This is a genomic window from Lacticaseibacillus nasuensis JCM 17158 (assembly GCF_001434705.1).
Lineage (GTDB): Bacteria > Bacillota > Bacilli > Lactobacillales > Lactobacillaceae > Lacticaseibacillus > Lacticaseibacillus nasuensis.
Genome location: NZ_AZDJ01000013.1, coordinates 115,657 through 127,369, shown reverse-complemented (window position 1 = coordinate 127,369; position 11,713 = coordinate 115,657). Strand labels below are relative to the sequence as shown.

The following is an 11,713-nucleotide window of genomic DNA, read 5'->3' as shown; positions in this document are numbered from 1 at the left end:
AGTCTCCCATCTAGTTGTTGTGAATATATGCCGACAGCCGCTTGGCGGCCTCGGTTAAATCGGTCACGCTGGCGGCGTAACTCAACCGCGCGTAATCCGGCAGGCCAAACGCCCGCCCCGGCACCAGCGCCACGCCAGCGTCTTTCAAAATGGCGGCGAGTAAGTCATCGACGCTACCAAAATTGGTCAGCTGCGCGGCCCGCTTAACGTTGGCAAACAGGTAAAACGCGCCGCTGGGTTTGCCAAGCAGTTCAAAGCCTGGAATTTGTTGAATCAACGGATAAATCAAGTTGAGTCGCTGCTCGAAGGCTTGCCGCATGGTTTCGACCGGCGCCTGCGAACCGCCGAAGGCTTCGATGGCGGCATATTGCGCCGCCGCCGTGGCGTTACCGGTGCTGTGCCCCAGCAAGGTTCCCATCGCCTTCATCAGTTTGGCTGGCCCGGCGGCGTAACCGATGCGCCAGCCGGTCATCGCGTAGGACTTCGAGACCCCGCCGATGAGCACGGTGTTGGCCGAAATCGCCGGGTCGATGGCAACCATGCTGGTGAAGTTGGCGCCGTTGTACACCAAGTCCCGATAGATCTCGTCGGCCACCACCAGGATGTCGTGCTTCAACGCCCAGTTGCCGATTTGCGTCAGCTCGGTGCGGGTATACATCGCGCCGGTCGGGTTTTGCGGCGAATTCAACACGATGGCGCGGGTGTGCGGCGTGCGCGCGGCTTCCAGGTCGTCGACGCTGACCTTGAAATTCTGCGCGCTGCTATTGACCAGGCGCGGCGTGGCGCTGGCCAGGCGCACCATCTCGACGTAGGACACCCAGTATGGGACGGGAATCAACACATCATCGCCAGGGTCCAGCAGCACCTGAAACAGGCTGTACAAGGCGAACTTGGCGCCGGTGGTGACGACGATTTGACTCGGATCGTAGTGCACGTGGTTCTGCGCCGCAATGCGCGTGCTGATCGCTTCGCGCAACGCCGGCAAGCCGGTGGTCGGCAGATAATAACTGGCCGCCCCGGAGTCGATGGCGGCCTTGGCCGCTTCGGCAATCGGCTTGGGCGTCGGAAAATCGGGTTGGCCGATCGACAAGTCGATGACGTCTTCGCCGGCGGCTTTCATTTGTTTGGTTAAGTTGCTGATTGCTAATGTCGCGCTGGGGGCGACATTGACGATGCGTTTGGCTAAATGCATAGTCCCACTTCCTTAGAGGTTGGCGATGGCTTTAAGCTGGTCGCCGGTTTTGAAGTCATAGGTAACATAACCTAGTTTACCAGATTTGCTTTCGTAGCCGACGTCCCACACCACATTCTTGCCGCGGCGCGACAAGCCGACGCTTAAGACCTTCTTCGGGGCAAAGGCGGCGACGGCTTGCTTTCTGGCGGTGCTGGCGGAGATTCCGGCAGCTTGCCGCAACAGCGTCACCTTCCCCGTCTTTTGGCGAATCAAGACGTAGACGCGCGTCTGGTCCTTGGTAGTGCCGGCCACACACAGGTAACTTTGGCGCTGGCGGTCCCAGTAAAACTGGTCGACCTGCGTGACGCCGGCCTTGGTTTCGGCGATGTGAATCGCCTCCTTGCGCACCTGGTGCAGCGGCGCCAAGGCGGTGAGATAGATGCCCACCACCACCAAAATGAGGGCCACCCCACCAGCTAAGGCGAGGCGTTGGGGCCATTTACTTCGGCGTGCTTGCCGCATCGACATCTTCCTTTCTCGGGTCAAACCAATCGTGCAAATACCCGGCCATTTCTCCTAATGGTACCGCCAATGGCTTGAGGTTGGGTAGTGCTTTTTGCATTTTCCGGCCATACGGGGTGGTCAACCACCGCGGATCCAACACGATAAACGCGCCGCGGTCGCTTTCGGTGCGAATCAAGCGCCCGAAACTTTGCGCCAGGCGTAGCGTCGCACGAGGCACAGCGTCGGCCGCAAACGGATCGGCGCCGGCGGCTTGCAGCGCCGCATACCGCGCCTGGGTTGTGGGCTGCTCCGGCGCGTCGAACGGCAGCCGCGTCAAGATCACCTGCTCTAAGGCCTTGGCCGGGTAGTCGACGCCTTCAAAAAAGCTCGCCGCCCCCAACAGCAACGCCGAATGGTTCAAGGCAAACCGCTTGGCGATTTTGGCGGCCGACCCGGTGACGCCTTGCGCCAACAGCTCCTTGCGATCGGCCAACCGCGTGTGCGCCAGCCGGTGGTACACCAGGCGAATTTGCGCCAGCGACGTGAACAACACGATCGTCGCCCGGTCGTTATCGGCCAGCGCCAAAATTGCCGAAGCAAGGTAATCGGCGTAGGCCGCTGGCGTTAAGTCCTTGGCGCTGGGCGCATCGGTGCAGGCCAACACCAAGGCCTGTTGCTTGTAGTGAAACGGGCTGCGCAGGCGTAAGGGCGTCACGCCCGTGGCCGGGTAACCGAGCTGGCGGGCCAAAAAGTCAAAGTCGCGGTTCACCGTCAAGGTCGCGCCGACAAACGTCGGCGCGGTAAAACCCGCCACCAAGTCCTGCACCAGCGGGCCGGATTCGTACACCGACGCCGTGATGGCCAGGTCGGTCACCGCCAGTGGGTGCGGCAACGTCACGGTGACCACACTGGCCGGGTCGCCAAGTCGCAAGTCGGCCAACCCCTCGCGCTGCGTGGCCAAGCCTGCGGCGATGCCAACGACGGCTTGGAACAACGCGGCATCGCTTGGCAGAAAATGCGTTGTGTTGGCTGTGTAATCCGCCAGCAACGCCGTTACCGTACTAGCGATGGTAGCCAAGGCCCGGCCCAGTTTGGCCAAGGGGCCGGCCAGCGTCGTCGTCAACCAGGTCACCTGCTCGGCCGTCAATGCGGCGTCGACAAACGCGCTGCCGGCTGCCGGCTGCGGAAACTGGTGGTGATAGACGGTTTCTTGCATCCGGGTCACCCCGGTGAGCGTGTCGTCGACCAACGCGGCCAAACTTTGCAACTTGTAGCGCCACACCGCGCTGTCCGCATAGGCGGCCAGCAAGTCGCGCGCATCCCCGTGGCCGATCAACTCCGCGAGCTTCAACAACCGCACACGCAGGCGACCCAAGTCGAGCTTGCGGGCATGCGCGGCGGCAACCTGATCGGCAAAGTGCTGCGCCTCGTCCACCACGAGGAACGGCCGGTGATGGCCAAGCAAGTCCGCGTGCCGCGCCAGGTAGGCGTGATTCGTGATGATCATTGAACTGCGCGCCACTTGCGCCTGCAACCGCGCGTAAAAATCCATGGCCTGGTACGGGTCGCCTGGTGCCGCCACCTGTCCGGTGTGGCGGATCCGGTTGAACAGCGGTGCGCGATAGTTCGTCATGTGGAGCTCGGCGAGGTCCCCGGTGGTGGTTTGGGTCAACCACACCAACAGCCGCATCTCAAGCACCCGAGTCAGCCGGTTAGCAGACTGTGCGTGTAGCGTGGCCGCAAACCCGCGCAAGTCGAGATAATGTCGCGGACTTTTTACCACCACCGCCGGTAGCGGCGCGCCGAGTAACGCGCGCAGCTGTGGCACGGCCGTGTCTGCCAGCTGCTCTTGTAGCACCGTCGTCGCCGTGCTCACGACTAACGGCCGCTCAGCGGTGGCCACATACGCGTAAGGCAGCAGATACCCCAGCGTTTTGCCTAAGCCGGTGCCGGCCTCGACAAACAGCGGCGCCTGCGTCGTCGTTGCGTTGGTGTAAATCGCGTCCATCATCTTGCTTTGCCCGCCGCGCACCCGGTACGCCGGGCGCAACAAGGCACGCTTGGCCGCGGGAGTGGCGGGATAATTTGCTAACGCCGCGCCTTCTGCCACTGGCTGTGGCCGCCGCACCACGAACTCCCCCACTTGCACCAATGAATCGGGCAGCGCTTTGCGCGGGGTCACTAGGCTAGCCAGCCAGTCGCCGGTTTGCCGCAACAGTTGCGGGCCGAAGCCGGCCAACTGCTGCTGGGTGTGACTCGGCAACGCCTGAAACCGCTTGGCCAAGGCCACCAACAACTGGCCGGTGCTGGCCGCGTCGGAATCCGCGCGGTGCGGCTGGTCGTGTTGGATGTGCAAATAACTGGTTAAATCTTGCAGCCGGTAAGACGCCAAGGTCGGCAGCAAAATTTGCGCCAGCTCCACGGTGTCGATGGCCGGTTGCTGCAACGGGGAAAGCCCCACCCGTTCGAATTCGGCACTTAAAAAGGGGTAATCAAAGTTGACGTTGTGCGCCACGATCACCGTGTCTTGCAGCAACGCTTCAAACGTGGCGGCCACATCCCCGAAGTACGGGGCACTGGTCAACATCGCCGGGGTGATGCCGGTCAGCTGCTGAATTGTCCCTGGAATCGGCCGGTCCGGATTGATTAGCTGCGCCGTCGTGTGGATAATGTGCCCATGCTGAACCAGCGCACAGCCGAATTGAATGATTCGGTCGCCTTTTTGTACTGCTGTCCCGGTTGTTTCCAGGTCGATCACCGCGTAGATGGTGTCGGCATCCATCGTGCCACCTTGCTCTCATTAGTCTTTGTCCATCTTACTATTCATCCTGCTGCTTTGCCACCGGCACCGGCAGGATGGCGCCAGTCGCCAAGGCCACCAGATACTTTTCGGTGACGGGCCGGCCCAACACATGCGCCAGCGCCCGGCTGTAGAGATTCAGCTGGCCTTGGTACTTGTCAATGAGACTCGTGCCGTCGTCGGTGACGCGGTCGGTTTTGTAGTCGAACAACACCACCCGCTCGGGCAACGTCACCAACCCGTCGACAATCCCGTGAATCAACAAGTCGTAGCCATCGCCGATGTGTTCGAAGACTTGGCTGGCCGGCTTTAACAGCGAAAACGGTAATTCGCGCTGCACCGCTTCGGGATGGGCAAGCAGCAACTGCCCCAAGTCACTAGCAAAAAATCGCACGATGTGGGGCACGACGATTTTGGCCGCGACCGGCGCGGTGAGCACCTGGCTGGCCACGAGGTCGTCAATCGTCGCTTGCACGCTGGCGGTGGTCACCGGTGCCGTTAGCGGCAGGCGCTGCAACACCAAGTGGGTGGCCGTGCCGACGCTGGTCGGGGCGACGGTGTCTGCCGTGAGAAATTGCGGCACCGCGAGTTCGGCTGGCTTGGTGGCCACCGTCTTCTCGGCGTTTTGCAACTCGGTCACTGCCGGGTCGTCGAAGGCCCGCTTGATTTCCGTCACCGCCTGAAACCCGGTGGTCCGCGTCGCCACGTCTTCTTCGTACTGCCAGTCCAGCCAACCCTGCAACGGAAAGTCCGGCTGCGCAGTGGGCGCCGCGGCTGGCGCCGCCGAAACCGGCGCCGCACTCGTGGTGGCGCCGTGATCAAACTGTAACGTCACCTTGGCCCCGAAGCGTTGCAAGCCCGGCAGTGCCGGTCCAGCCGCAAACTCGGGCAGCCGCGCCAACGCCAAACCGATCCAGTCTAGGTAGCTGCCAGCGTGACGCCGGGCCCGGGCCGGCAACACCAGCTCCTGCCCTGCCGCGGCCGCTTGCCAGCCGGCGGTTAATTTTTCTTCGTCGGCGGTGGCCCCCACGATGATCAAGCGCTGCTGCGCGCGCGTCAAGGCCACGTACAACAGGCGCATCTCCTCAGCCAGTAACGCATCGCGCTTGATGGCCTGGGCCTGCAAGTACTGCGGCAATTGATATTGCATGCGGGTCTCGGGCTCCAACCAGGTGATGCCAGCGCCGGTGCGCGACAAAATCAAGGGCGCAGTGAGGTCCTGCAGGTTGAAGTGCTTGTCGGCTTGCAACAGAAATACCACCGGAAACTCGAGGCCCTTGCTGCCGTGAATGGTCATCAGACTCACCGCGTCGGTGTCGGGGTCTAGCGTCACCGGCAAGGCGAGGTCTTGATCCTGTTTTTGCATGAGTTCGATGAAGTGGATGAAGGCGAATAAGCCGCGAAAGCCGCCTGCCTCGTAGCTCGCGGCGCGACTGGCCAACGCGCGCAAATTGGCCTGGCGCTGAGTGCCACCGGGCATGCCGCCGACAAAATCCAGCAAGCCGGTGACGGCATAAATCTGCCAAATCAAGTCGACCAGCTCGTGGCCGCGGGCGTACTCGCGAAAGTCAGCCAGTTGCGTCAAAAAGGTTTGCACCTGCTGCCGCGTCCGCTTGGCCAAGGCCGTTTCCGACCCCCCGGCGGCAAAGGTCGTCACGGCGGTGTAGTAATCCGCCTCCGGGGCAGCCAGGCGCACCAAGGCCAGCTGATCGGCGGACAAGCCCACGATTGGGGAGCGCAACACCGCGGCCAAAGCAATGTCTTGACGCGGGTTGTCGATCAGCCGCAAGAGGCTCAGCATCATCATCAGTTCCGTCGTTTTAAAGTAATTCTGCGCGTCGGCGACCACGATGGGCACGCCGGCTTGGCTGAACTCGCTTTGAATCGTGATGTTTTGCGTGCGCGCGCGAGTCAACAGCGTGATGTCTCGGTAGTGAATGCGGCGGTACTTGCCAGTATCCTTGTCGACGATGACCGCCTTGGGATCGGCCACCAACGCCTGAATCCGCCGAATCACCAGTTGCGTCTCGCGTTGGGCCTTGTCGAGGCCATCTTCGCTGTCGTCTGCGGCCGACTCATCAAGCTCGGGTTGGACGTCAATCAAGACTTCGGTGGCCGCGGCGGTGGCTGTCGGGAGCTTGGTCGCACCATATTTCAACTCGGCGGACGCATCATAGGCGAGCTGGCCGACTGCCGGATCCATCAACTGGGCAAACACCAAGTTAGTAAAGGCGAGAATCGGCTCAGTGGAGCGGAAGTTTTCCGCCAGCACTAAGCGCTCGCCAGGCTCGCTCGGCTCGGCAAAGCGTGCGTATTTGGCCAAGAACAGCTGCGGATCCGCTAGGCGAAAACCGTAGATGCTTTGCTTGACGTCGCCCACCATGAACCGGTTGCCCGGCGCCGGGGCGCTAACGGCGTCCAGCAAGGCCTCTTGCAACTGGTTGATGTCTTGGTATTCGTCGACCATCACCGTGTCATACGCCGCCTTGAAGTTATCCCCCACCGGCACGCCGGTTTGCGGATCGATGGCCGTTAAAATGCGTAAGGCGTTTTGGGCGATGTCGGCGAAGCCTTGCACCTGCCGCGCCGCTTTTTCCGCCGCTAACGCCGTCATGAACTCGGTGGTCACCGCCACGAGGTCTTGCATCATTGGGGCCACGGCGGTCAGCGCGCGGGTCAAGTCGCCAGGGGTGAGGACAAACTGCGCGTCCACGTCTTGGCTCACCTGCTCCTTGATGGCGTCTCGTTGAGTTTTCCATGCCGCCACGGTTTCCTTGACGGCGTCGTCGCTGCCTTTTTTCACCCCGGGCCAGCGCGGCCAGGTAATTGTCGCCACGGCGGCCTGCGCGGCGGCGTAGGTCGGCTCGGTTAACTCGGCGGCCCCTTGCACCACCGCTTGGGTTTGCGCCAGATTCTCCGCCACCTTGGCCGTGGCCGGGTCGGCGCCTGCAGCCGCAACGCTCAGCGCCTGCAACTGCTGCGCCGCGCCGAGCAGATTCGCCTGCACCGCCGGCCAAATCTGCTGGGCGAAGTAGGTGTCGAATTGCGCCGGGTCATAAGCCGCCGGCAGGCCTGCCAACCACGCGGCCGGGTCAGGCATGGTCATGGCGAAGCGATTCAGCGCCATGACCACCGTCGTCAGCCCGTCGTCGGTGGGTTGCTTGGCAAAATTTGCCGTCAGCCGCAAGAACGCTTCGCGGTGGTCGCCGGTGTACAGTACCTCGCGCAGGTCGCCCCACACGCGATCGGCCAGCATCGCGGCTTCCGTGTTGTCTGTCAGTAGCCGAAAACCCGGGTCCATGCCGATGACATCATAATATTGCCGCACCACTTGCAGGGAAAATGCGTCCAGCGTCATGATTGGGGCGCCGACGCTAGCGGCAATTTGTTGGGCCAGGTGCCGGCGGGTGTCCCCCGGCAGCGTGTCGCGTAATTTAGTGAGCCGCTCTTTTAGTGCGCGTTGAATTCGCTCGCGCATCGAGGCTGTGGCAGCGTTCGTGAAGGTCACAATCAACATGCGCGACAAGTCCGCCCCGGCCAACACCTGCTGGACGATGCGCTCGACTAATACCGTGGTTTTCCCACTGCCGGCGCTGGCCGACACCAACACATCGTGACCGGCGTGGCTAATCGCCGCTTGTTGGTTCTGGGTAAATTGGGTCATCCGTGGCTTCCTCCTTCAAGTGTTGCATCAACGCCTCTGGGCTCATGGGCGCCACCCGGCGGTAACGGTCGAACCCGGTGGCCGGGTCGAAGGTCATGATGGTCTGGTAGTCGCTATTCGTGATCGTCGTGGCTTCTTGTTTGAATTGAATCGGCGCCAAATCGATGGTCCCGGCCAGAATTCCGCGAGCCGCGCGCACGATGCTATGGCGGTTATGGTTCAGCCACCAAGCCAATTGCTTCGGCGTGATTGCCTTGGTGGTGGCCGCAAAGTCCCCGTTTTGCTTGAGGCCAATCGGCACCATCGGCGACGTGCCGCCATGGGCCAGCGCCGCATCAAAGGCCAAGGCCAGCGCTTGCGCTTCGGCTTCCTCCGCAGGCAGCACCAACAGCCCGACCATTTTATACGCCTTAAACGCCGCGGCCGCCGCAGCAGCGGCAGGTTGGTACGGCACCGTCGGCCGGTACAGGTGAAAATACAACGCCCCTGCCGGTTGGCCTGCCGGTTCGGCATTGCCTACCGCATCGAGGTACGTCAACATTTGTAACGCCACGCCGGCATACGCCTCTTCGGGTTTGAATTGGCGCGCACTACTCTTGTAGTCCACCACCAGATAATAGGTTTGATTGGCGACGGTGGCCGTGTCGAGGCGATCGATTTTACCGCGCAAGGTAACCGATTGGTGCGGCCCCACCGGCAACACCAAGGGGGCCAGGCCGTGCTGCTGCCCAATTTGGCCAAACAACAACTCAGTGCGCCGCGGCCGAAAGGTGCTACGGCTTTGTTGCTCGCGCAGTATCGTGAAGACCTGCGTCAGCATGGCCGTCATTTGCGCCATCGTAAACTGCATCGAGTTTGAGCTAGTGAGAATCTCGTAGCCCGGTTGCGCACTTTGCGCCGTCACCAAGGCCGCGACGGCATCGGCGATTTCTGCCGGCGTCACCGCGGTCAGGTCCCGCCCCTGCTTCGCCAAATCGCGCAGGTATTGGTCCATCACGGCGTGGTATAGCGAGCCGCTATCCGCCGGGGTCAATTCAAATTCCGGCCGGACTTGCAAGCGCAACCCGTATTTTAAGAAGTACTCGAACGGATTGCGATTATAAGTCTCCAACCGCGACACCGATACCGCCAGGTGCTGACCATATAACGCCGTGGCTAACTCCGGCGCCAGCCGCCCCACCGCGTTGGTGTAATCGAGACTGGCGGCCAAGCGAATGGCCAAGGCATGCCATGCCGGGGCTTGGCGAATCGTTGCTAAGGCGTGCTGCCAATCTAGCGGCACCGCAGTGTGCGCCGCCTTGGCCGCACTGGCGACCCGGACAAAGTCAGCCAACAAACTGCGGGCTGTCCCCGCCATGTCAGCCACCGGCGTGGTCGGCGTCACGCCTTGCCAGCTTTCTAACGCGCACTCGGTGCGGGTGGCCAAGCCGGTGAGGTAAGGTGACGCCGCGTTTTTACTTTCACCGTACACCGGGTAGCTCATGGTGACGGTTTTGTCGGCACTCAGCAAGCCGACGTAGTTTAAGAAGGGATCGCCTAGCGCCACGGCGGCACCTTGCTGCGGCAGGTACTGCCCCGCAGTCAGGCTGGCCGCCAAGCGGTCGCGGTCGGCGGCGGTGAGCACGCCGGTATCGTCCGGCACCGCCGGCATGGCCGCACTAGTCGCCCCAATCAGGAACAGATGCTTAAACTTCGGCAGACGCACCAGCCCGGTTTCGGACACGACGACTTGATCCAAGGTGCTGGGAATCTGCGTGTACGTGGCCCCGGCAAACCCGGCTGCCAGCAGTTGTTGAAACTGGGCCAAATCAAACGGGTCGCTACCAAGCGTCGTTACATAATCATCCAACAGGTCCATTAACACCTGCCAGGCCTGGGCCACACCAGCCGCACCGGTAAGGTCGCCAGCCTTCGTCGCGCGTTCTTGCCAAGCTGTAAGCTGCGTCGCCACCCCGCTGGTTTGTAGCCAGTGGTACAAGGCGGCAGCCGCCTCCTGACCGGTGGTGGCCGCTTGCCAATCAGCCTGCAACGGCGGTAAGGTCGCCGCAACAAATTCCCGCACTTGATTAATCTGGGCGGTGGCGCCGTCAGCCGGCGTCACGCTGGCGTCCAGGTCATCGGGATCCACCCCGCGGCGCTGGAAATACACCCAGGCCTGCCCATCCAGCCAGCGGGAGCCGGTGAGCCCGGTGCGCAACAAATGATTGTCGGTGACGTCGACGGCCGCGCGAAACTCCGCAATCGGCATCTCCGCCGGCACCAACAACTCCGTACGCAGCAACCGCATCACGTCTTGATATTGATAGTGGTGCTGGAACACAGCAAACAAGCTGTCGATGAGATTCACCAGCGGGTGTTGCTGCATCGGCCGCTCTAAGTCGGTAAAAATCGGAATATTATACTCGGCAAACACCGGGGCAATGATGTCTTGGTACGGCGTCAGGCGCCGCGCCAGCACCAAGAAGTCCTTGTACTGCGCCCCCGCGTGCACCGCGGCTTGAATCCGCTGCGCCACGGTGCGCAACTCCGTGTAGGGATCCGCAGCCTTAGCCAAGGTCAGCCCAGTCGGGTTCGGCACAGCCGGTCGCGGCGTGCCTTGCGTGTCGGCGATGAAGAAGTCCTCCACCGCCTGGACCCCGGACGTCAATTCGCGCGCTTCAGCAAATTGATCCGGCAACACCGCCACGCCAGCTTCTTGCGCGGTTTGCACCAGGCGGTGGTAGAGTTTGGCCGCCGGTAGAAACAGCGCCGGCGGCTCCGGCACGGTGGTGGCTGGTTGGTCGAGCGTCAACGCCACAGTGACCTTGGCCGCGTGGCTCAGCATGGTTTGCACCAACTGTAATTCGCCGGCGGCCAGCTCGTTGAAGTGGTTCAAGTAGATGTAGGTGTGCGTGAGGTCACTGGTGGCCAACTTCGCGCTTAACGCCACCAATAGACTCGCCGTCGTCACATACGGCCCCACCGCTTGCTCATAGGCCCCCAGCAAAATCGCCAAGTCGGCAAACTTAGCCTGCTGGTGGTCGCTGGCAGGCATCGTTGCCACCAGCTGCGACAAGTCAGTGGCGCTGATGCGGCCGAGTTGCAGTTCCAATAGCTGCCGCGCCAGCGCCGAAATGAAGCCGGGATGCGACACCTCACCAGCATAGGCGCGCAACTCGCTTTGGTGCGCCTGCAAGAGCTTGGCCACCAGCATCGTGTTGGCCGCCGCATCAAGCCGCGGTTGCTGATACACCGGGTCGTTTTTCAGGAAAAACCACGCCAAGCGAGTGAAGGACAGCACCTGCACCGCGCTTTGCGCATACTCGCCTGCATCCGCCGCCGCATCAAGCGCCCGCAACGCCTGCAACAGCGCCACTTCGGCTTCGAACTTCACGTGATTGGGCACCAGGTAGAAGACTTGCGCCTGGGGATCGGCTTGCAAAGTGGCGTGCACCGCGGTGGCCAGCGCGGCTTGGTGATCCGCGCTGGCGGGTCCGAGAACAAATTGAAGTGACATGGCGGCCTCCGTTTTTTAACGTTTGTTCTAGTTTAGCATACCTATCATGACGCGGCGGCGCCCTTGTTGTATCAT

Annotated in this window: 5 protein-coding genes; all 5 read right to left on the bottom strand. The window is 62.0% G+C overall.

Annotated features, from left to right (window positions below; all coding sequences use genetic code 11):
- Positions 1-10: 10 nt before the first annotated feature.
- The 5 genes from FD02_RS03660 to FD02_RS03640 are packed head-to-tail and all read right to left on the bottom strand — an operon-like array spanning position 11 to position 11,638.
- Positions 11-1,192 (bottom strand): pyridoxal phosphate-dependent aminotransferase, encoded by a 1,182-nt coding sequence (locus tag FD02_RS03660; RefSeq protein ID WP_056950560.1) that lies wholly within the window; start codon positions 1,190-1,192, stop codon positions 11-13.
- Between the two features lie 12 nt (positions 1,193-1,204).
- On the bottom strand, positions 1,205-1,696 hold the full coding sequence (locus FD02_RS03655) for a cell wall elongation regulator TseB-like domain-containing protein (RefSeq protein WP_056950557.1): 492 nt from the start codon (positions 1,694-1,696) through the stop codon (positions 1,205-1,207).
- The gene (locus tag FD02_RS03650) at positions 1,674-4,460 is read right to left on the bottom strand and encodes a helicase C-terminal domain-containing protein (protein WP_056950554.1); all 2,787 of its coding nucleotides are present in this window, start codon (positions 4,458-4,460) and stop codon (positions 1,674-1,676) included. The genes FD02_RS03655 and FD02_RS03650 overlap by 23 nt, the downstream gene beginning before the upstream one ends.
- A 37-nt stretch (positions 4,461-4,497) precedes the next feature.
- Positions 4,498-8,142 (bottom strand): helicase-exonuclease AddAB subunit AddA, encoded by a 3,645-nt coding sequence (gene addA, locus FD02_RS03645; RefSeq protein WP_056950551.1) that lies wholly within the window; start codon positions 8,140-8,142, stop codon positions 4,498-4,500.
- The gene (locus FD02_RS03640; RefSeq protein ID WP_056950549.1) at positions 8,105-11,638 is read right to left on the bottom strand and encodes a PD-(D/E)XK nuclease family protein; all 3,534 of its coding nucleotides are present in this window, start codon (positions 11,636-11,638) and stop codon (positions 8,105-8,107) included. Before FD02_RS03640 ends, addA begins: the two co-directional genes overlap by 38 nt.
- Between the last annotated feature and the right edge of the window lie 75 nt (positions 11,639-11,713).

Bases quoted from the DNA above. Each gene is read 5' to 3' on its own strand.
- FD02_RS03660 (WP_056950560.1), bottom strand. From the start codon at position 1,192: ATGCATTTAGCCAAACGCATCGTCAATGTCGCCCCCAGCGCGACATTA.
- FD02_RS03655 (WP_056950557.1), bottom strand. From the start codon at position 1,696: ATGCGGCAAGCACGCCGAAGTAAATGGCCCCAACGCCTCGCCTTAGCT.
- FD02_RS03650 (WP_056950554.1), bottom strand. From the start codon at position 4,460: ATGGATGCCGACACCATCTACGCGGTGATCGACCTGGAAACAACCGGG.
- addA (WP_056950551.1), bottom strand. From the start codon at position 8,142: ATGACCCAATTTACCCAGAACCAACAAGCGGCGATTAGCCACGCCGGT.
- FD02_RS03640 (WP_056950549.1), bottom strand. From the start codon at position 11,638: ATGTCACTTCAATTTGTTCTCGGACCCGCCAGCGCGGATCACCAAGCC.